This is a genomic window from Acidovorax sp. KPB24-03, from assembly GCF_057546605.1.
Map to the genome: position 1 here is coordinate 47,764 of NZ_BAAJYR010000002.1, position 19,711 is coordinate 67,474.

18 protein-coding genes and 2 pseudogenes are annotated in these 19,711 nt (G+C 57.5%); 10 read left to right on the forward strand and 10 right to left on the reverse strand.

All coding sequences use genetic code 11. From position 1 onward, the window contains the following. Window positions 1-67: 67 nt before the first annotated feature. Window positions 68-781 carry a PDDEXK family nuclease gene (locus tag AC27KI_RS00850; RefSeq protein WP_487087487.1) on the reverse strand — a complete coding sequence of 238 codons (714 nt, stop codon included), beginning with the start codon at window positions 779-781 and terminating at the stop codon, window positions 68-70. A gap of 426 nt (window positions 782-1,207) precedes the next feature. Next, a complete protein-coding gene (locus AC27KI_RS00855; protein WP_487087489.1) occupies window positions 1,208-1,426 on the reverse strand; it encodes a helix-turn-helix domain-containing protein in 219 nt (72 codons plus the stop codon). An 829-nt stretch (window positions 1,427-2,255) separates the two neighbouring features. On the opposite strand from AC27KI_RS00855, the gene AC27KI_RS00860 reads away from it, so the two are divergent. Both AC27KI_RS00860 and AC27KI_RS00865 read left to right on the forward strand, forming a co-directional pair. Then, the gene (locus AC27KI_RS00860; protein ID WP_487112184.1) at window positions 2,256-2,432 is read left to right on the forward strand and encodes a hypothetical protein; all 177 of its coding nucleotides are present in this window, start codon (window positions 2,256-2,258) and stop codon (window positions 2,430-2,432) included. Window positions 2,433-2,591: 159 nt separating this feature from the next. Next, window positions 2,592-2,849 carry a hypothetical protein gene (locus AC27KI_RS00865; RefSeq protein ID WP_487087493.1) on the forward strand — a complete coding sequence of 86 codons (258 nt, stop codon included), beginning with the start codon at window positions 2,592-2,594 and terminating at the stop codon, window positions 2,847-2,849. 12 nt (window positions 2,850-2,861) lie between these two features. Here the strand turns inward: AC27KI_RS00865 and AC27KI_RS00870 are convergent, their stop codons facing one another. Then, entirely contained in the window at window positions 2,862-3,983 is a 1,122-nt protein-coding gene (locus tag AC27KI_RS00870; RefSeq protein ID WP_487087495.1) for a hypothetical protein, read from the reverse strand. Between the two features lie 245 nt (window positions 3,984-4,228). Here AC27KI_RS00870 and AC27KI_RS00875 point away from each other — a divergent pair, with 245 nt between their 5' ends. Then, window positions 4,229-4,843 (forward strand): hypothetical protein, encoded by a 615-nt coding sequence (locus tag AC27KI_RS00875; RefSeq protein WP_487087497.1) that lies wholly within the window; start codon window positions 4,229-4,231, stop codon window positions 4,841-4,843. A gap of 806 nt (window positions 4,844-5,649) precedes the next feature. Here the strand turns inward: AC27KI_RS00875 and AC27KI_RS00880 are convergent. Then, complete coding sequence (locus AC27KI_RS00880; RefSeq protein ID WP_487112186.1) at window positions 5,650-7,140, reverse strand: B12-binding domain-containing radical SAM protein; 1,491 nt, start codon at window positions 7,138-7,140, stop codon at window positions 5,650-5,652. Between AC27KI_RS00880 and tmk the strand changes: the two genes are divergently transcribed. Both tmk and AC27KI_RS00890 read left to right on the forward strand, forming a co-directional pair. Next, window positions 7,069-7,680 carry a dTMP kinase gene (gene tmk / locus AC27KI_RS00885; protein WP_487087501.1) on the forward strand — a complete coding sequence of 204 codons (612 nt, stop codon included), beginning with the start codon at window positions 7,069-7,071 and terminating at the stop codon, window positions 7,678-7,680. The two genes, AC27KI_RS00880 and tmk, sit on opposite strands and share 72 nt — an antisense overlap. A 92-nt stretch (window positions 7,681-7,772) precedes the next feature. Continuing rightward, window positions 7,773-9,371, forward strand: coding sequence for a hypothetical protein (locus tag AC27KI_RS00890; RefSeq protein ID WP_487112188.1), 1,599 nt, complete (start codon window positions 7,773-7,775; stop codon window positions 9,369-9,371). On the opposite strand, the gene AC27KI_RS00895 is transcribed toward AC27KI_RS00890, so the two are convergent. After that, the gene (locus AC27KI_RS00895) at window positions 9,359-10,321 is read right to left on the reverse strand and encodes an IS110 family RNA-guided transposase (protein WP_487090646.1); all 963 of its coding nucleotides are present in this window, start codon (window positions 10,319-10,321) and stop codon (window positions 9,359-9,361) included. The two genes, AC27KI_RS00890 and AC27KI_RS00895, sit on opposite strands and share 13 nt — an antisense overlap. A 234-nt stretch (window positions 10,322-10,555) precedes the next feature. Between AC27KI_RS00895 and AC27KI_RS00900 the strand changes: the two genes are divergently transcribed. Continuing rightward, entirely contained in the window at window positions 10,556-11,629 is a 1,074-nt protein-coding gene (locus AC27KI_RS00900) for a hypothetical protein (protein ID WP_487112190.1), read from the forward strand. Between the two features lie 515 nt (window positions 11,630-12,144). Here AC27KI_RS00900 and AC27KI_RS00905 read toward each other — a convergent pair. After that, window positions 12,145-12,543, reverse strand: a pseudogene (locus tag AC27KI_RS00905) (DNA/RNA non-specific endonuclease); the annotation flags it as partial. Window positions 12,544-12,827: 284 nt separating this feature from the next. Beyond that, window positions 12,828-13,070, reverse strand: coding sequence for a hypothetical protein (locus AC27KI_RS00910; RefSeq protein ID WP_487087504.1), 243 nt, complete (start codon window positions 13,068-13,070; stop codon window positions 12,828-12,830). Between the two features lie 531 nt (window positions 13,071-13,601). Between AC27KI_RS00910 and AC27KI_RS00915 the strand changes: the two genes are divergently transcribed. Beyond that, entirely contained in the window at window positions 13,602-14,045 is a 444-nt protein-coding gene (locus AC27KI_RS00915; RefSeq protein WP_487112192.1) for a DUF4279 domain-containing protein, read from the forward strand. A gap of 213 nt (window positions 14,046-14,258) precedes the next feature. Here AC27KI_RS00915 and AC27KI_RS00920 read toward each other — a convergent pair whose 3' ends face one another. Then, complete coding sequence (locus tag AC27KI_RS00920) at window positions 14,259-15,293, reverse strand: hypothetical protein (protein WP_487112194.1); 1,035 nt, start codon at window positions 15,291-15,293, stop codon at window positions 14,259-14,261. A 189-nt stretch (window positions 15,294-15,482) separates the two neighbouring features. Between AC27KI_RS00920 and AC27KI_RS00925 the strand changes: the two genes are divergently transcribed. Both AC27KI_RS00925 and AC27KI_RS00930 read left to right on the forward strand, forming a co-directional pair. Further along, a protein-coding gene (locus tag AC27KI_RS00925) for an IS5 family transposase (RefSeq protein ID WP_487087580.1) occupies window positions 15,483-16,237 on the forward strand; the annotation gives its coding sequence in 2 pieces (ribosomal slippage) (window positions 15,483-15,762 and window positions 15,762-16,237; 756 coding nt in all). A gap of 678 nt (window positions 16,238-16,915) precedes the next feature. Next, complete coding sequence (locus AC27KI_RS00930) at window positions 16,916-17,437, forward strand: hypothetical protein (protein WP_487112196.1); 522 nt, start codon at window positions 16,916-16,918, stop codon at window positions 17,435-17,437. A 210-nt stretch (window positions 17,438-17,647) separates the two neighbouring features. Here the strand turns inward: AC27KI_RS00930 and AC27KI_RS00935 are convergent, their stop codons facing one another. Together AC27KI_RS00935 and AC27KI_RS00940 are read right to left on the reverse strand one after the other, a co-directional pair. Then, window positions 17,648-18,292 carry a hypothetical protein gene (locus AC27KI_RS00935; protein ID WP_317357234.1) on the reverse strand — a complete coding sequence of 215 codons (645 nt, stop codon included), beginning with the start codon at window positions 18,290-18,292 and terminating at the stop codon, window positions 17,648-17,650. Window positions 18,293-18,707: 415 nt separating this feature from the next. After that, window positions 18,708-19,080 (reverse strand): annotated as a pseudogene (locus AC27KI_RS00940) (lysozyme inhibitor LprI family protein). 121 nt (window positions 19,081-19,201) lie between these two features. On the opposite strand from AC27KI_RS00940, the gene AC27KI_RS00945 reads away from it, so the two are divergent. Beyond that, window positions 19,202-19,660 carry an HAD domain-containing protein gene (locus AC27KI_RS00945; protein ID WP_487087513.1) on the forward strand — a complete coding sequence of 153 codons (459 nt, stop codon included), beginning with the start codon at window positions 19,202-19,204 and terminating at the stop codon, window positions 19,658-19,660. Window positions 19,661-19,711 lie beyond the last annotated feature (51 nt).

The following is a 19,711-nucleotide window of genomic DNA, read 5'->3' on the forward strand; positions in this document are numbered from 1 at the left end:
CGCCAAACAGCCTGCCACAGCGCGCACTGAGCTCTATGGCGATGTGAATCCCCACCGAAGCGATCAGTCAGGTTCTGTATGGCGTCTGAATAGCGCTGCCAATGCATAGATTGGACTGTTTTGCAAGCCATGCGTATTTCCGCATCGGGTGCAGGCCTCTCGAATCCCCACGGCGAGCTTCGGCGCAGGGTAAGTCCGACACTTTTTCGTACTGATCTGGAGTGATGAGTAGCCACTCCACTCCCCTGTGCAACCAATAGGTCTTTTCGAGAAGAAGAAGCTCCTTGGCACGACCGGTAAGAGTACTAGTCGGTTTGCAGGAGACAGCTAGGAGTTCTAGCGCTCCGTAGCGATTTCGAAGAACGAGTAACAGGTCTGTGCTGCTGGTCCAGGCTTGAGACCGCTCTCCCCGGATAAGCTTCAGATGCTCGATGCCGATTGATCGAGCTATTTCAAGGGTTCCCGCGTAGCGCTTCAGTCCGAGGCCCAGTTGCCAGCGCGAAAGCTCATGCGGGGCACTCTCCTGACTCAGCGGGAACTGCTCCAAAAGATCCACTAGATTCGGCAGCAGGCCCGCGAAATTCAACGCAGTCCACTCCTTGTCAGAGAGAAGTTCGCGCTGGCGATCCCTCCAGACAATCAAATGCGATCTTCCTCTGCTCGACGGATCACCTCGTGATATCCGATGCCAGGGAATGTACTCAGCGTAAGTTCCTGTCCCTCTTTCTTCTCTTTGAAAGCGGTCGAGGACCTGAGGTGTGAAGCGCTTTTCGGTTCTCATTTTTCATTTCCTTGAGGGCGAGCGAATCCATCGCCCGCACGCAGTTGCGTTCGTTCATTTGGGTGAGAGGGGAGTAATGCAGCGCTATGTCAGCTTCCCGCTGTATGGCAGGAGAAGGAACATGGCTATCCGTGCGTCATGAGACGCCACGGCGAGTGCTGCATGCGGAGATGCTTATGGGGAAAAGTCGAAAGGGGTCATTGAAGTCTCTTGGTTTGGGAAAATGGTGGCCCTGCCATGGCAGTCCACAAAACGGCACAAACGAAGACTTGACCCCCCGCACGGTGGCGGATAAATTTGGATCCGTTAGAGATCTCTGGGGGTAAGCTTCTCGGAGTGAGGCGGCCTCGGATTGCAGTCCGAGGCCGTCTTTTTTTCGTGGATATCCACGAAACAGGTGGCTCTTAGCCACTTGCAGATTTGCGCTTATTTCATGTGCAGCGCCTCCGCGATAAGTGCGCTTTGCCCGCGCAGGCATTTGCGGTTGCCGCGCAAGATTTCATATACGAGACGCGGGCTGAATCCGCGTTGTTTCGCCCAAGCGGCAACGGTTATTCCTGCGCTATGAAAATCCCTCCACGTCAACTGTGGTTGGCTCTCCGATGCATAGGAGCATTGGCTGACGTTGTCCTGTGACGCGAGCATAGGTAGAGATGGAAATAGGCGCTTATCTCTACATCGTATGGCCCGTGTGGTCTCGCGTCTACGTGAAGATTGCGGTGCATTAGCTAGTAATTCTTGCCCACAAATTTGTATCTCTTAACACGGCGTATTTGCTAAGCTTGCATGCTTGGGCGATAGTCCTTTGCGCATAGAAATACCGCGGATGGCGCGAAAGAGCAGAAGATATTGGAGTTGCAAATTTTTGCATCCAGGTGGTATGGCAAGAAGGGCCAGCGGCACCTTTGCCTGTTGCATGCGGCCGACATCAAGACGTGTGAATCGGAGGACGCTGTTCGCAAAACCGGGCGCCTGCGTAAGACCGGCAAGATGCTCCAGTTCTTGGGGGTGGCCTCAGGCTCCTGGGCATTCCGATGCTCCACGGGGCACACTGGAAGGAAGATTGGGGCAGACGCGCAATACCAACAGGAGCTCTTTTGACCAGAGGGACTACACCCCTCTCGCGTTGCGCGTTGACCCCCTCCTGTTGAGGGTTGCCTGACTTTCGAAGCAGCGTTGGCCTTGTTTCGCCACACACTGGAACGTCAGGAGTGCGCCGGGCTGGACATCCATGACGCCATGCTGTATCCGGCTGATGAAGCGCGGATCACCCGGACCAGTCAGGCCCTGCACGGTGCGTGGACGGCTGGGCAAAGGATCTGGCTTAAGGCGGACCTGCACCTGGGACATCGCAATGTGATCGACTACTGCGACTGTCCTTTTAACGATGTACCGTTCATGAACCAGGCCTTGATGCGGCACCGTCGCGCACATCGAGAAGGCTCGCAAGCTGATGCATTGGGGCGGCATCGCCATGATCATCATCGGGATTCCGCTCATCCTGGTTTTCGTGGGCATCCTCATCATCGGCGGTGGCGTCATATTGCGACGCACTGGCAAGAACATGGTCAGAGGCATGCAGTACCAACTGGACATGTTGGAGCAATGCTACGCCACGCTGAAGCGCATTCCCGGAGTTCGGCTGGTTTGAGATGTACGTTGTCGGTTGACCCCCCTCTGGACACTGCCGGGTCTGCTGGTTAGGCTTTCATCAATGAACGAGCTGGACGGTGCAGGCTCAGCAAACGCGGTTCGTCACACAGGCGTTTTGTGTTGATGGGTCAATGGTTCTCGACTGGAGGAAAGCGTGATGAACAGCAAGGCGCAAGAGAAACCGAAGGATTTGATCGAAGCCCTGATCTGGCTGGTGGGGCCTGAAAGTAAAGAGATCCGGAAGAAACACCTTCAGGGGCAGCATCTCGTCAACTTCGATGGCGATCACCCGGACCGAGCGTGGAAGACCTCTCCCGATGGCTCAGTGGTCCATGGACGGTTGCTCGAAGACGGAACGTTCATTCCCGATGAAACGGGTGCAGTTCCACATCAACGGGCCAACAACGCTCAGTGAGAGCGCCGCAGTTCAGGGTGATCGCTTGTACGGTGCTCCTGGCGACGAATCTCTTCGATCATCGGCCAGCTCGAACAGGCACTGCATGTAGGGCTGGACATCGGTCCAACCCGCGCGCTCTTCGTAGAACTGCACCAGATTGCGCGTTGCCTCGATGGCATCTGGCCAGCGATCGGCCGCGCTGACTTTGGTCATCGCCTCGCGACTGTCTTGCTCGTCGTGCAGCGCCCCATCTTGCGCTCCGTAGGTGTGAAACTCCACGATCCGGCGCGGGGCCTCATAGGCCGTCTCTGAGCACATGCCACCAGGCAGCAGCGCTTCACGAGAGACATGGGCTCCAGCAAACGAATCCTGCACAGTGTGGAGCACCGAGCCAAAGGCCACTTGGTGCAAATACCGCCCCAGCTTGTCTTGTTGACCCAGGATGTAGAGGTCGACAACGCGCCATTCTGTGCATCCAAAGTGTTCTTGTACGGTCGGGATCTGAACGTCTCGCAGGAAGGTGTCGGACTTTATCTCTCGTGACGAGACCTTCCAGGCGAATTCCAGCCAATCGAGTACTTTGGCACGGGTCGCTCCAGGATGCACGCCTTCCTGGCTCGCCATCGCATGCAGAAATTGCAGATCCCCAAAATGCGAACGCGTCATCACGTTCCCCTGCAGCGCGCCTTTCTCCTTGCTGCATCCCACAATGGCGCGGCTTTGCGCCTTCTTCTCCGCATCCTTGAAAAGGCAGTACCAACACAATGGCTGTGTAGAGAATCGGATGGTCTGCGCCACATTGCATGACTTCCCGAGGTAAGTGCAATTCCCTTCCTCCGGCGACAGCCGAAAGGGCGGCAGGTCGTTCCATCGAACGCCGTAGATGACATACGCCGAGGCAAAGGGGCGATCTCGCAAACCACAGGTCTTATCGGAAGCCAAGCTGGATGCATCGACTGGACAGCCCATCCCAATCTGAGTGATCTCTTCGTGAACCCGGCCTTTGATCATGATGCCCAGGCTGTCCGCGGTTCGCGCCAGTGATGCTTCGGATTCGTTGGTCAACCGCGCCTCGAACTCGGAGCCCATCGGGGCGATCTGGAATGCGAGGGCCGCACTGGAAAGAAGGCACGCTGACAGCACTGCCAGCATCTGTCTTAAGGCCTGCCCCGAAGTGCTTTTCTCCGAGCAAAGTCTGAACAGACTGGTTGCGCGATGGCGACGTGATGTGATCATTTCCCCCTCCCTGCCTCTGTGTGCTTAGGAAGAACATTCTGCAACATATCGCTTGGACGTGGTCGCAGAAGTGGACGCGCGGGCGTCAGTGCTCCGTAAGCCCTATGGCACCATCCAAGGGTGTGCTCCTGGTGAGTGCTTTGCTTTTTGAGAGGCCCTTCATGCTTAGCCGTTCCACGCTTTCACTTTTGCAACAGGCCGGTGAATCACTCTATGCAGCCCAGCAAGCCATGGCTCAGGAGGTTCGGTCCGGCGCCCAGAGCGTGGTAGATACCGTAGCAAGCCTGCCATTCAGCGCCGAGGCTGACCGCACCTATGCCCAACTTCGAACCGTGGCCCGCCTGTCCCACGAACTCCAAGCCATCGAAGAACAACTTCGCACGGCTTATCAAACTGCCGCCTCTTTGGCTCAGAATGACTTGCAATTGCTGCAGGCTTTGCCGCTGCGGAGATCACCTCAGATTTCGCCTGGTCAGCAGGCCCAGGCAGAGGATGCAGTCGTCAAGCCAACTCCAGTCAAAGGCGTCCGGGCCAGTTCCAAAACCAAGACCCAGTCATCTGGAGTGCCCAAGGCCCAATCGCTCAGTTCCAACGACGAGAAGGTCTTAACGTACCTCGAGCGGGAACTGACTCGCAGCGCCTGGTTGCAGATGACGCAAGCCTCGATCGCAGAAGGGGCGGGCATTCCGAAAGGCTCAATCGCTGTCGCGATCAGTCGGCTGAAGCAAATAGGCCGTTTGAAGGAAGGCGCGCGTGGGCACTACCGCTTGAAGTGACTGGGCTTGCAACCCGACCAGCCTTGCAAGCATCGTGAAGATCATCTGCACAATGGCCGGGGGAGGGAACAAAAGTGCAAAGACTTCTATGGCTCGCCCTGTTGCCCCTGGCCGCACAGGGGCAGCAGGCGGTTTATCGCTGTGAGCAAAATGGGAAGGTGGGGTATTCGCATGAGCCTTGCGTGGGAGCAAAGGTCATCGATGCCACCCCAACCCAAGGGGTGAACAAAATGACCGGCGTCACTCGAAAAGGCGCCGAGGTTCAGCGTGATGAGCACCGTAAGCTACTTGACGATGGCTTCCGCCCTCTGACGGGCATGTCGCACGAACAAATGGATTTGGAACGCCGAAGGTCCAGGCTTTCATCCGGAGATAAGTTACGGTGCAGGTCTTTGGACTTTCAGCTGCCTGAGTTAGAAGGTCGTGCTGCCGCGGCCAATCGAGAAACGAGATCCCGCGCTGAGGCAGAGCTACATAAGGCCCGGCACGAATTTTATTGGCTCAAGTGCTGACTACGGATGTCGATGGGCGTATTCATTTTGAGTGTAGTGCGCCTCGTTAGCACTGTCTAAGGTGATTCCGTGGATTGATGCGAAGTCAGCTTCAGGCTGAGTGCGGACGGTCAGATTTGCCGCGCGAATGTCTGAGGTCGCTGACACCGGACATCGGCCGTCGTGCGCCGCGAGCGACTTCGCTCGGTACAAGTCGCCCAACTTCAACGAAGACCGCCCGCCCCCACATCCTCGCTCGGAAGAAGAATGCCACCGCTTGGGCTGAAAAACCAGAGTGTTTGCGATCTCATTCAGCTATTGGCGGAAGGGCAGTCTCGACTTGTCGCTTGCGTCGACGTCGCGGTCGAAGTCATGGCGCGTGTAGTCACGAGGGTAGTAGGAAAAGCTCTTAAGGCGGTAGTACGCGTTTGCGTTCATGTAGCGCCGCGACATGTCCAAGCTGGCAAGCTCGGCCGATTCTGCATCCATTTCCCGGCTCAAGTGAACATGGGTGATGCCCGTCTCATCGGTGCTGCGGGAGTCCACAGCGACGCAGCCACTACCCGACCATTCATGCAACAAGATATTGGCAGTCTTGGGAGGGCCGTAGGCCACCACAGGGCCGACTGAAACGCCGGCAATGTGCTCGTTGTGTTCATCGAGGAATGAGCGCGTCTCGGTGAGTGTCTTGGCCGTCTCTCCCGCGTAGAGCAACACATTGACTTTGGCAGCCACTCCGTTTTGTCCGCAAGCCTTAAGGAGCTTGGAAGCTCGATGCAGGTAACGATCAGGGTGTGCCGATTTGCGCATGCTCAGGATCTGAGTGGGAGAGGCGGTCTCGAGCCCTAGGTCCAGGACCTTCATGCCGGCTTCGGCCAGGCAGGCGATAGTCTCTGGCGTCAGCGCATCGACACGGCTCTCTGTGCGCCACTTGACTTCTAGGCCATGTGAGCGCACTGCGCTAACCAGACAAGTGCTCCAGTTCAGATTGGGCGCGAACATCGACGATTGCAGGTACGGGCGAACATCGCTGGTTCCGTACTGCCCCGCGATCATCGCCAAGGCGGCCGCGATCTGCTCGGCTGGCAGCAGCTTCTCGAGGGGGATGTCTCGTTCTTCGCAGAAACTGCACCCCATGCCACACCCTTGCGACGCCTCAATGCTTGGCTGATACCGCTCAAACCCCGAGACCAGTCGATGGTTCAGAACGAACTGCGGCGTCGGTGCGGAGAGCCGGCGCACGATCGGCGTGGCGGTGAGCAAACTCGTTATGACAGGCTCAGCCAGCCCTGGAATAAGCAAGTCCGCTTCAGGAAGCTTTTTGCGAAGCCAGCCAGGATCCGGACCGACAACCCAGCGCCCGCCAACGATGATCTTTGCGCAGGGGTCCGCGAGGCGGACAAGCTTGCAAAACCGTTGCGCCCATCCGAGAGCGTAGAAGCTCGGGATCGACAGCATGACCGGCAGTGAGGACGGCAACGTTCCGTCTTGCACAAGCGCATCGAGCAGTTCGCTGGGCTCGCGATGCTCGCCGTGCACCAGCAAGGTCTTGAATCCCTGATCATTCAGGATCGTTGCAAGCGAGAGAGCGCCATAGTTCAAGTAGAGCTGCCGGCGAGCCAGCATATGATCGCGCTTCTTGGGCGACAGCATGCCTGCCGACACGAACGCCACTGTGTTCGATCGCCTCATTTCGAGCAGCGACCCGCGAACTGCGGCTTTAGAAGGAAAGCAGTGCCGTTTATTAGTTTTGAAGGCATCGACGGAAGCGGAAAGTCTGAGCAGGTTTGGCGGATTGTCAAGCACCTGCGTGATTCAGGTCGGTCCGTACTACAGACCAAGGAGCCAGACGGAGGACATCTAGGTGCGGAGGTGCGAGCGATCTTGACGCGGCCTCAGCGCACGCTGGACCCAACGGAGCAGCTCCTTTTGGTCAGCGCTGCTCGTTACGACCACGTCAAGAATGTCATTCGGCCAGCTCTGGCCGCCGGAGCCTGGGTCGTGTCCGACCGATTCTTGGACTCCACCTCCGCTTTCCAGGTGTCTGTGTCTGAAACGAATCTTCGTCCACTCTTTCAAGCCACCTGCGACATTGTCGTAGGAACCACACTCCCAGATCTAACGCTTATCCTTGACCTGCCCCCGCAAGTGGCTATAAGCCGCCGCAGGCTGCGTTGCGACCAAGAAGATGACCCCGCGGAAAAAACCCGGGATTTTTCAGCGATCCGAAGCGCGTTGCTTGAGATTGCGCGCAACGACCCGCGACGGTGCCGCGTCGTGAATGCAGACCAGCCCGTCGATCAAGTCGCTGCCGCAGTACGTCGCATCATTGAGCAGTCGCTGTGACTGCGCCTGCGAAGAGTGCGGCCGCGTGGCGCTGACATCAGTTTAGGCTTTTTGTGCACCAACACACCCGTAGTCTTTTAGTGACGCGCCTGATGGAATCGCTGGCGGTCCTCGCCCCAGGCTCGGTATTCGAGAGGTTCGCCGTCGTCCTGATAGAACAGCTGCACGACATCACGCTGGTGCAGCGCGGATCTTCCGTCACTGGCAGCCCTGTCGGCGGTGCGCTTGATGCCGTTTCGGAAGACGGCCGCGTGGTCGTGGAGGCCTCCATCGTCAAGGGGTATTTTTCGGGGCAGATGGCCAAGCCCTGGGGCGATCTGGAGCACGCGCTTGATCTCGCGCCGAGAGCACAAGATGTCTACCTTCTGAGCTCGCAACGTGCTGAAACGGGGAAAATCGAAGGCATGGTCAACGAAGCGCTCGGGCAAGCGCGGATGTCCGGTAGGCGCCTGCATCTTATGGACAGCCGGGCGATCGCTGAGGCCATCGTCGATACGCTCATGCTTCGGGACGGCGCCATAGACAAGCTGTCGGTCCACCTGCCTGTGTTGTCGGACATTCGGGACGACCACCCCGCATCTCTGACCGCAGCACCATTGAGCGAGAATTATTTGCCAAACACAGCGGTCGACATGGAACTTGACCGGCTGCTGGAGACGAAGAAATGCGTTGAGATCACAGGCATCGGCGGCATCGGCAAATCTCAGGCCGCAGCCGCGTGCCTGGCGCGCGCAGAAGGTCGATTCCACTACCGTTTCTGGGTCAGCGGCAGAGATATCGACGGCATTGAGCGCCTCTCTGCGGTCCCTCTGCGGCGCGGAGGTGCCGAACGAAACGTGAGTGCCTTGCTGCGGCGAGAGCGCACGATGTTGGTCCTCGATGACGCAAACGCCCGGCTTGACCCATGCGGGCTGGCGAACTTGTGCGGCCCCGACTCGCGGGTCGTGATCACGCGGCAGCACTCATCCCCAGGAGCGTTCGCCATGCCGCTAATGGACGAGCATCAGGCCCGCATTTTGCTCACCCACGACGTGGCGAGCCAGCTATCCGACAAAGCCTTCCACACGATTTGGCGAACAGTCGGAGGTCACCCACTTACCCTGACGATGCTGAACGCCGCGGCACGGGAAGGATCGTCTTGGAACGAGCTTGCGAATGAGTGCGCGCACGTAGCCAAGTTTCAACTGCACGGAGCGCGGCTTGCCGACAGCATCCTAGGAAGGCTCAGGCCGGCGCTTGAGGAGGAGCTGAGCCTCTTTCAATGGGCGGACCAAAGTAACTTAGATCGAGCCTTTTTTGAACACGTCATCGGTTCCCTTCGTATGAGGGCGTTCGAGCGCCATGGCCTCACGGCGCCTGAAGGTAAGGCATCGATTCGAATTCACGACATCGTCTTCACAGCGCTCAAGTCCCTGGACTGGCTAACGACACAGCGATCCAGGGCAATCGACGGTCACCTGGAAGCGTTCATCGTCAAACAGATCCGGGATGACGGGCATGGCCTGCAGCTGATCGCCTCGCAACTGCGAGCCAAGATCCGAAGAAACGTCGAGAACGGTGACCGACGTCCGGCCTACCTTTATGCCTTGGCGATGACGTGGAGCGGCGGTGCAATCCCTGTCCAGTTGCTTCCCGATCCGATTCAGGAAGCCAAGCGACTGAGTAACCGTCTTTCAAGTCAAGCGCCGTGAAGCGATTGATCCCAAGGCTTGTTGGTTTTGACCATGGCGTTGAGCCTGGTCAGGAGCTTGCGCATGCAGGCCACCAGCGCCACCTTGGGCAGCTTGCCAGCGGCTTTGAGGCGGTCGTAGAAGGCCTTGATGGCGGGGTTGTGGCGCGCAGCGGTAAGCGTTGCCATGTAGAGCACGCGACGGATCTCGAAGCGCCCGCCCTGCACGCGTCGTCGTCCCTTCGTGTTGCCGGAGTCATCGGCCATCGGGGCGACCCCAACCAAGGCCGCGATCTCGCGGCGGTTGAGCTTGCCCAACTCAGGCAGTTCAGCAATCAGGGTGGCACTGGCCACCGCTCCGATGCCGCGGGCCGAACGCAACAGCTTGTCCAACTCGGCATAGTGAGTCTGAACGTGGCCGACCATCTGGGCCTCGACATCATCGAGCTGTATACGGATCGCCTCGATCATGGCCTGGATGCTCGGGCGCACGACAGCGATGGCCAGTTGCAGCCGCTGTCGCTCGGACAGCATCATCGTCACGAGTTGGCGCCTGCGCGTGACCATCGCCGCCAACGCCTGCTGCTGCGCATCGGCCAGAGGGCGGATCAAGCTGGCCAGGTCGTCGCGGCGCGCGAGCACGGCGGCGAACTCGGCGAGCATGCGGGCGTCGATGCGGTCGGTCTTAGCCAGTCGCCCCATGGACTTGGCGAAGTCGCGCGCCTGGCGTGGGTTGACCACCGCCACCGGCAGACCCGCAGCCTGCAATGCGCAGGCCAACGCCGCTTCGTAGCCGCCAGTGGCCTCCATCACCACCAGCGCCACGCCCAGCGGCTGCAAGGCCGCCGCCAGCGCCGAGTGAGCTTCGGCCTCGTTGTCAAAACGCTGGGCATCGAGCTTGGCACCCAGCACCGCAACATCGACATGCGCCTTGGCGATGTCGATGCCCACCACCACTGAGGAAATAGACATGGTCTTCAGATCCCTTGCTTGTGAATGCGCTCTCGGACGAGCCGGCGCGCGTAACCGTTCGGGCTTCAGGAAGACCAGCACGGCGACCGTGCGCGATGTACTCAGTCACGGGCTTCAACGCCCCAGCGCATACCACGCTGCACGGACCGGTCTGGCCGCCTCATCGGCAGTCAAACTCTACCGCGCTGGTCTGGTCTGAAACATACAAGCGCTCTCAGCGCTCGCGAAAACGAAGTGGCGATCCTGGTCGTGCTGGAGACGATCGAAGCTAAGGCGCGCTTTCTTAAGCACACCATGGGAGAAGTTGCGGTCACCAGCTGGCTCAATTCAGTGATGCAAGCCTACGGAGCGCTCGCTGGCATGGCAGACCAAAGTGCTCGCCAAGTGGCTGAGATCAAGCACCACCAGGCTAAAGTGTTGCGCACTCTCGGGAGGGATTCCGAAGCCGAGGAGCTATTCCAGGAGGTGGTCGCCAGTTATCCCCTGAACGATGCCAAGCTCCAGCTGGTGAGGTCCCTCGGCCTCAGGCCCGAGGGCTATGCGGCGGCAAAGCAATACGCCACAGACATCATTGCCGCAAAGCTAGAGGACGCAGGCGTCTCGCCATCTCTGCTCCTGGCACTTGGAGACACACTCAACCTAGCTCGCAAGACATGGGCGGGAGAGCTTCTCGACCAACACGAGGAGATGTTTCTTGGCGAGGCGCTGTACAGCGCCGGGATTGGTGTTCCGCAGGGCTATCACTCGCTGGCGAACTTTGTGCGAGCGCTCATCTGGCATGCCCCTGAGCGAGTCGAGGGGGTGCTGGCGCGCCTGCCTGAACCTACCCCTTTGATGCTGGACGATGATCAGAGCCGAGGCGCTTACGCCGAAATCATGATGATCGCAGCGCAAGCGAGCGAGAACGAGACGTACTTGAGCCAGGCGCTGCAAGCGTTTGAGACTCTCCAGTCTCCCAACGCCTACCAACGGCGCAAATGGGGTGAGACGCTCTACAGGCTGGATCGATTCATCGATGCAGAGGCTATTCTCGAGACCATCAGCGACGATCCGGGGCGCCCTTGGCTGGCCCATAATTTGTCGCAGGTCAAACTTGCGTTGGGCAAGCTTCCGGAAGCACTAGCGCTGATCGACGAGTCCGTAACCGCTGCGGTTGGCGCGAACGAGAGGTACCGCAGCAGCTTTCTTCTGCAGCGGATCAAGGTCAAGCGTGCGCTGCAACTAGACGCTTCCGCCGATATTGCCGAAGCTTTGAGTTTTACTAAGCACCCTGGTCTTCTCAAGCAAATCTCTGAACTCGACGGGTAGGTACAGCTTGGGGGATGTCATGACAGCCTCGCTGTCCGGAGCACTAGAGTGGGAGGGGCCGCCGCAGTCAAACGCGAGCTGGCTGAGTTCGGCGCGCTAGGACGTAGACTCGACGGGCTGAAGCCGCCATGATGGCGCCCCCGCCGGGACTGAATCAATAAGCAACTCGCAGAAGTGCTATCACGTTGAGTAGATACCCAGAAGGGGGCACGTTCAAGACGGTCTGAACTGCCCCGGTTTTTTCGGAGGCTCAACACTCTAGGAGGATTGAGCCATGAGCAAGTCGAACAAGTTCTCGCTCGAGGTACTCGAGCGCGCGGTGAGGATGGTGCAGGGGCAGCACGGGGAGTACCCGGGCCGAATTGGGCAATATCAGCAACTCTTTTGATCGGTCGATGGAGCCGCAATTGAGTGGGTAGTTCAATGACCGCATTGAAGCCAAGACCGGGAGCTTGGTATCCGCCGACGACCGACCGCTCCCGCTGCAAAGCAGCCTCCTAGGGCGCACTCCAAGATCAGTGCTGCATTGCCATCCTCGGCAGAAACTCCACCCCAGTCCGCTTGACCAGTTCCTGATAGCTGATGGGCTGGCCAACCGATTCTCCTGCCTTGTTCTGCTGCCAATGCGCCCAAGCCCGCTGCGTGGTCGCGTCATAAACCAGCTTGTAAAGGTACGTTGGTACTTTCACCTGATTCGCACCAATCGTTGGACCGCTGTCCGTGAACACTGGCCCCGTGATCACATACACATCCCCTTTGGCCCGCAGCACATAGCGGCGCGTGTCCTGCTCGATCTTGTTCCACGCACCTCCGTTGTGTTGTGAATTCTGAGGAACCATGTTCGCCAGACTGAAGCTCTGCGCCATGGCGGTCGGCGTCGGCATATCGCCTGCGGGCGCCATGTTGAGGCGTGCGGGCGGACGAAACACTTGAGAAGGCGCCAACCAATGACAGGACCAGCGCATAAGAAAAACGCACTCGGGGCGACCAAAAAAAATTTCAGAATCACTGCGATCAGGCTGCAAAAAAATGGGACTGCCGATTGGAGCATTCGACGGCTTTGTTTTCGAAGTCCGGAGGCCGAGTGCACTGGGTTTTACAGGTGCTTTCACACAGGGGTGCTGCGATGGAGATCTGTGCTCACCCGTACTGTCGGTCAGTCGCTATGAATGCGACATCCGATGAGCGCGGTGCTCCGTCACTTCTCCCGGCTTGCCGCTCCGTGCGGTGGGAACTGCTGGGCAACGGGCGGCGCATTCATTGGGCCTTGAGCAGAGAAGTGCAGGCCGTGCATCGGCGATAAAGAGAGCTCGAACGGACGGCCTTGCCAGTAGGCCGGCCCGGCCAAAAAGGCGGCTGCCAACGAGAGGGGCAGCCAGAACGACTTGCCCATTGCCTTGGCAAGGCGCTTCAGCTGGCGAAAGATGTGTCTGGGGTTCATGAAGTAAGTCTCCCGCCGTCATGCGCAGAAACGAAACCCTACTGGGGGGATGCTGCGCCATGAGGACGATGCCCAAGCATGCCGTTAAGGGCCGGAATCTCTCTGCCCTATACCGGTTTTCATCGCAGCGCTGGTGTCCCCTGTAGGGTTTGACAAATCGCCTAGCGTGAAGTAACACCACCCCATCTGTTCCCATTGTGCGTATTTCGGCTCTCCTAGACAGCCGGTTCGGCACCGTGGACACAGAATTCGGCACCGCGAGCACAGGGCTGCACATGGCCTGCGAAACCCTCGCTGAGGAACAGAGTGGGGGCGGTGGGCTAGACTTCCGGTATCGGCCGAGGGTGTGTGAAAACGTCGATAGACGACTTTTGCAGGGGTACTTCAACCATTGCTCGCATCGAGATCGTGCGTTGTAGGCCGATCTGAGCGGTCGATTTCTTGGCAGGCCGGAAAGTCCAGGGCGTGATGCGCGTTTTCACACAGCCTCGGTCAACACCGGTCGTTCGTCAATCTGAATAGGCTTCACTGATGGCGCATCTTGAGCGGTCTGTGGCAACGTTGCGCATCATGGGCAACGACCTAATTCCCGAGAAGATTTCGAGGCTCCTAAGAGCGGAGCCGACATTCAGTCATGCAAAAGGACATCAGTTCCTGTCGGCCTCATCTGGGCGCATTGTCATAAGGAACTCTGGCATGTGGCGTCTAAGCGCGAAGGAAACCAAGCCGGAATACCTTGATAGTCAGGTCTCTGAGTTGCTTGCTCAAGTCACGTCAGACTTATCAGTCTGGAGCCGCATTGCGGCTCAGTTTCGCGTTGACTTGTTTTGCGGATGGTTCATGGGCAGTCGAAACGAGGGTGTGGCAATTTCGCCCGAGACTATGGTTGCTTTGGGGCAGCGCGGCATACAGTTGTCACTCGACATCTACGGGCCAGAAGCGTCGGATGGCGACAGCGCTGTGACGCAGGCCTAGCCTCCCCGCCAATTTCCGCCATGGAGCGAATGCTAGGACCGCTTCGGGCCCGATGCTGCCCCTGCTACGATGGCGGCAACCGGCCAGAACCGGACATTCGCTAAACCGTCTGACGCTACTATGCCCGTAGTAAGGCTAGACTCAGGAGCTGTCAACCTCCAAGGCCCTTCGCGAATCGACAATACTGGGGGCGGCTGTGGTTACCGCCCCACGTTATGTCTGCATTCGGGCGCTGATTTGATGGATCACTTCGTTGATGTCATTCAAACTGCCCAGACTCTTACGGTGCGGGAACGCTTCGTTAAGCTTAAGCAGGATCGGCTTCGCTGCACTGTCCTCCTTCATAAAGGCAACGAGTCCCTCCGGCTCATCGATCAACTTCAGAGCGAGCGCCAACCCCATACCCCTGGGGTACGCACTTACCGCAACGGCGGTGTTTTGCTCTGAGTTTGGATGTGTTGGATGCATTCCCCCATACATATCGAGTAGCGCTTGCCATGCTCCAGTGTTACGGTAAGCCTGCACTGGCGGCCATGTTTGAAAGTCCGTCAGAGACTTCCCTGCGCTCAAAGCTTGTAAACACAGAAGCTGCGACACCTGGGTGAGCAACGCTCCGAGTGCCACATAGAACTGCACTCGGGTGCCATACATGAGCAGGTAGCTGAATTGCGCGTGATACGCGCACATCTCAGACTCGATCGGGTATCGCTCCATCCAGAAACGGTAGTCGGTGGGCCGCTGCTGTCGACGAATTGTCGTATGCATCGCGTGTCCGAGCTTGTGAACGATCAGTTCGACGGGCGAGCAGAACACAGAAGGTAGAAAGACGGCTCCGTCGGCGATGCCGCAAGACATGAAGAAACCTTCGACGCTTTCCGTTTGGGGTACTCGTGAAATATGCACCGGTACCGCAGAAGCGTCAAACTCATAGCGCTGCTGAATAAACTCCCGTGCCTGGCGAATGTGCTCAGCAGTTACGGGCTCATTCCGGAATGCGCTACCGCCCGCAAATGCCCGATCAATAACTTGCTGAGTTTCTGCTGACAGGGTCAGCTGTTGGTACTCCACTGGATAGGGCAACACAGCGTCCTCGACCGTGTCTTTCGGAATCTTCTTCGTAACCTCCATCAACACATCGGCGTGTAGCTGCATCGCGCGATCACGGCCCTCGAATGGACTGTAGCTTTTAAGAGTCGTATCCAGAAGCAGCCGCTCTCCCCTGGTCAACTGTGTTATCAGATCACTCATCTAAACAATTCCATTTTTAAATTACTCAGAATTATGAATCGCCCTGAGCCGCAGCACTGGTCGCTTGCTATGCAACGTGAGTTGCTCTTAGAGTCGCTAACAAAACCGGGAACTTGCAAGGCTGAGCAGCGTCACCGTGTACATGAAACGAGCCTTGATCAGCCAAAACTCTGGCAAGAATTCGAGCCACTGGTACCACAGCCGAAACCCTCGCCCAAGGGAGGCCGGCCGCGGAGCGACTACCGCGCCGCCTTCAACGGCATCCTCTTCGTCCTGATGACTGGCATCCCATGGGAAGACCTGCCGAAAGAACTCGGCTTCGGCAGCGGCATGACCTGCTGGCGACGTCTGCGGCAGTGGCAACACGAAGGCGTCTGGGATCGACTGCATCAGGCGCTGCTCCATCGCCTGCGCCAGTACGACCAAATCGACTGGAGCCGCGCAAGCATCGATGGCGCGAGCGTTGCAAGCCCCCGGGGGGCGAAGCGACCGGTCCCAACCCGACCGACCGGGGCAAGCTCGGCAGCAAGCGCCATGTCCTGACCGATGCTCGCGGCGTGCCGCTGGCGATATTGGTGAGCGCAGCCAATAGGCACGACTCGATGTTCTTGGAGAGTGTGATCGACGCCGTGCGACCTGTAGGAGGTTTGCAAGGCAGGCCAAGGAGACGACCGGACAAGCTGCACGCAGACAAGGGCTACGACTACGACAAGTGCCGCAAGGCACTACTCGAGCGTGGCATCCAAGTGCGCATTGCACGACGTGGCCTCGAGAGCAGTGAACGGCTCGGGCGCCATCGCTGGGTGGTCGAGCGCACGCATGCCTGGATTGCAGGCTTTGGCAAATTGCGCATCCGTTTCGAGCGACAGCTGGACACCCATCTGGCCTTGCTCAAGCTCGCCTGCTCCATCATCTGCTTGCGCTTCGTCGAGAGGTTTTGTTAGCCACTCTTAGTGCTTGGCCGCTTTGGGCCCTAAGCAGCCGGTAGACGAAACGACCCCAAAGCTGCCGTTGACTTACTACTAGCTGGCTTGCTGTCCAAACCGATCGGTCTGGCGCGGTGCCTGCCTATTGGCAAGCTATAGTTGTCAGAATATCCCGCACAGTCTATCTTAATTCGCAAGGTTTACGGGTGCATCACGTTAGATGGCTTTAAATATATTTATGCAAAAGTATTTCGAATTACCAAAAAACGATCCACAATCAAAAGCCAACAACGATTGGTTCGAATATTGCAGAAAACACGCGATTCCCTTCATTATTTTGAGATGCAGGACAACGCTTGCAGATGTTGAATGGGATTACATAGCGTATTCGACTGAATTCGATGACGCTTTTAAGAATTTAAATGGAGAGCTGCGGGATAAAGCAATTTTGCTTTTCAAGAAATATGCAGACCATCGATCGGAGTACCAAGCAAGTGATTTGCTGATATCTTTCAAAAAAATTGAGATATCTAAAGCAAAATCGGCTGCCAATGAACTTTACGACCTAATAATTCATTACTCAAAGAGAACCGAGATTTAAAGATAACCCTTCGCTCAAGCAGATCCACCTACGGCATTCGGCTTACCTAGCCCCTTAGGCGGCCGAGAACAGAACTATCCACTTCGGGAGTGATTTTGGAACCAATCACAACACATCTGCACGTCGAATGGGATGGCCCACATTCGTACGACGCTGCCAAGCGACTCAAAGATGAGTTTATTGACTACGGTGTCTACCAAGTTTATGGCGCGCATCCAGTTTATGGATCGGATGTACTGCTCTATATAGGAAAAGCGGACAAGCAGACGTTTGGCGTACGCCTTTCCCAGGAAGGCTGGAACTTCCACAATCAAGACTCAACGCGATTGTGTTTCTACGTCGGCCGCATCTCAGGATATAACAAGACGCCAAGAGACTCTGTTTGGACAAAGCACATAACGCTTGTCGAAAGACTGCTGATCTATTCTCACTGGCCTGCAGGAAAATCCTCTGGACTCAACGTGGGGTTCGGAAAAGAGCTGTATGGGGTGCATGTTTTAAACTGGGGAAAGTACCGCGATCTGCTGCCGGAGGTATCGGGATCAAGATATTCTGACCAGTTCTACGAAGACAAAAACTACAAGCCATACGGCGAGTCGCGGCGCCCGGTCGTCTAAACCTTCGCTCAAGCATTAGGTTCTCATTGGATTTGCAAACCCAGAGCCATGCATGCCCGTGAAAACCGTAGATTCAGTGAGAACGGATCGAGGTGCCATTCCCATAGACCGCTAAAAACCTACCGCATAGGGGCTTCGGCTGCGATTTGGCGCCCGATGAAGCGATGAAAAAAGGCCCGTCAAGCGGGCCTCTCATTCTGGAAGCTTCCCTTACCGGTTGCGGTGGTACTCCGCGAAGTCTGCGTGGTCCTGGGCCTCCTCCGCATCCAGGGTGAACTCGTCACGATGCTCTCGGCAAAGCCCGTTTGGGTACATCTCGCTCGAAGGGTACAGGCGATCGGGCCCACAGCAGTGGCATGTACTGAACTCGCCTCGGTTGACCGCGACGGAGCTTCCAAAGCCAATCAGCACGTCGTCGGTGTCGTACACCGGCAGGTTGTCGATGGATTTCACACCGGTTGACATGCACGCTGGCGCTAAACCCGTCTGAATGCCCCGGGCGAGCCACAAGGCATCCTTGACATCAAGACCAGCACGGCTACCAACCTTGGCGATGGCTCGCTCAAGGGAAGGCACATTCGGCTCAATGTGATGCGGAAATTGTTCGTCCGGAGAGGGAACGCCGTCCACAGGAACCTCAATCATCATGGTCTTCGGCGCACCATGCGCAGGCATAAATACCAGCGACTCGATTAAATGAGTCTCCTTGTAGCCACCGGTGGACTTGAAGCCGAAATATCCGGCGATCAGTTCATGTGCAGTTGCTGAGCGAAGCTTGTGGCCATGCTGCTCGGCAACATGACGAAGATGGAATGCCGCCTCGCGGACGTAGTCGGGGGTTGTTTCGTTCGACATGATTTTTCCTTACAGGGGCCACGCGCATTACGCCCCTGATAGGTCCAGTCGGACGTTGGGGGAATCAGAGTCGGAAAAAGTAGAACCAGGCTTTTTTCGGAGCGCGAGAACCGAGGCGGCCGCCTGCCTTCATTATGATGGAAATCGCGCTGCACCGTGACGCGTGTTCGCATTGCCATTTGCAAGTAGCGAAAATCTTTGCAAGAGCAATGAGAACCTACCCAAGCGGCGACCCACTGCGGTGAACACCGCTTGGCCGCTCCAGGCATTGGAGTAAATAGACTTTCGCGGCTAAGCGGTGTCGCCTCCACGGGCGCCTTAGTTCGAGCGTTGAGCTTCGTTTCCGCTAGCCGCTACCGACTGCTTTTGGCCGAATTCTGCCGGATGATTGGCTGTAGGGGGTAAAGCATTCCGCTTAGTCTTGGGGAACTGACTTTGTCAGCTCCTGCAATTCGCGCACGCGGCGGGCAGTCTCAGAGGCCTGGCAGCTGATGTACATGGGTTGGTAGCCTTGACCACCGGCGGCACCCGAGGCGAGAAGTTCGCAATGAGCATCTCGATAGGAGAGCCAAGCAATCTCGCCCTTCCGAAGGGTCTCCTTTTTTTTCGTCGCTGAGTCGATTGCGAAGCTGGCCGTAGATTCTGTTTAGGCGAGCATCGATAGCAGTGAACTCGCGTCCGAGGCAATCTATCAGTTGGTCATTTGCGAGCAGTTTGTCGCACGAACCTGCCCAAGAAAATGAGCAACTTGTCGCCAAGAGAATAGCAATCGCGAATTGAAGACGCATGTTTTGGGGGTCCGCTTTCGGGTATTTTCAAAAGACGCCTGGGCAACCGCTCTTGGCCGAATCCTGCCCTAGAGGCGCGCCTGGATAGTGTGATTGGCGATCTGTCATCGGTGCTGGCATAGTGGTCAGGTCGAAATGGACTCAGTGTTCAGGTGCGTCCGGAACACGCAATACGCTGTTTGAATGGCTTCCTATTTTGGAAGAGGAACTGGCCCTGCATCCATCTGTAGCCCTGGTGTTGAGCAGCACCTGGTGCACCCGCCCAGGTTATGCCAAGACGCTCCAGCGGCTGCCCGAGCAACTGCGAGCGCGATTCATTGGCGGCACGTACCACAAGCGCGTCCATGGGGCCGATCCATGGAGCCTGGCGTCGTTCCGCAGCACCCCGCGAGGCATGCAGATACTGGCAGATGTGCAGCGGAGAAAACCGCGCCACTGGATCGCGCTGGACGATGACATCGAGGACTGGCCCCCGCTCGCCATCGGCAATTTGGTAGCTTGTGAGGGCACTACCGGGCTTTCTGACCCAGAAGTCCAGCGTGCGCTGAGGCGAAAACTGATGCAAAGTGCCGTAGGGTGAGAGGCGTCAACAGCGCGACAGATTGCATGACCATTTGCGGATAAGGGACTC

Bases quoted from the DNA above. Each gene is read 5' to 3' on its own strand.
- AC27KI_RS00870 (WP_487087495.1), bottom strand. From the start codon at position 3,983: ATGCTGGCAGTGCTGTCAGCGTGCCTTCTTTCCAGTGCGGCCCTCGCA.
- AC27KI_RS00865 (WP_487087493.1), top strand. From the start codon at position 2,592: ATGAACAGCAAGGCGCAAGAGAAACCGAAGGATTTGATCGAAGCCCTG.
- AC27KI_RS00890 (WP_487112188.1), top strand. From the start codon at position 7,773: ATGGAATCGCTGGCGGTCCTCGCCCCAGGCTCGGTATTCGAGAGGTTC.
- AC27KI_RS00915 (WP_487112192.1), top strand. From the start codon at position 13,602: ATGGCGCATCTTGAGCGGTCTGTGGCAACGTTGCGCATCATGGGCAAC.
- AC27KI_RS00875 (WP_487087497.1), top strand. From the start codon at position 4,229: ATGCTTAGCCGTTCCACGCTTTCACTTTTGCAACAGGCCGGTGAATCA.
- AC27KI_RS00895 (WP_487090646.1), bottom strand. From the start codon at position 10,321: ATGTCTATTTCCTCAGTGGTGGTGGGCATCGACATCGCCAAGGCGCAT.
- AC27KI_RS00910 (WP_487087504.1), bottom strand. From the start codon at position 13,070: ATGAACCCCAGACACATCTTTCGCCAGCTGAAGCGCCTTGCCAAGGCA.
- AC27KI_RS00920 (WP_487112194.1), bottom strand. From the start codon at position 15,293: ATGAGTGATCTGATAACACAGTTGACCAGGGGAGAGCGGCTGCTTCTG.
- AC27KI_RS00935 (WP_317357234.1), bottom strand. From the start codon at position 18,292: ATGTCGAACGAAACAACCCCCGACTACGTCCGCGAGGCGGCATTCCAT.
- AC27KI_RS00860 (WP_487112184.1), top strand. From the start codon at position 2,256: ATGATCATCATCGGGATTCCGCTCATCCTGGTTTTCGTGGGCATCCTC.
- AC27KI_RS00855 (WP_487087489.1), bottom strand. From the start codon at position 1,426: ATGCTCGCGTCACAGGACAACGTCAGCCAATGCTCCTATGCATCGGAG.
- AC27KI_RS00850 (WP_487087487.1), bottom strand. From the start codon at position 781: ATGAGAACCGAAAAGCGCTTCACACCTCAGGTCCTCGACCGCTTTCAA.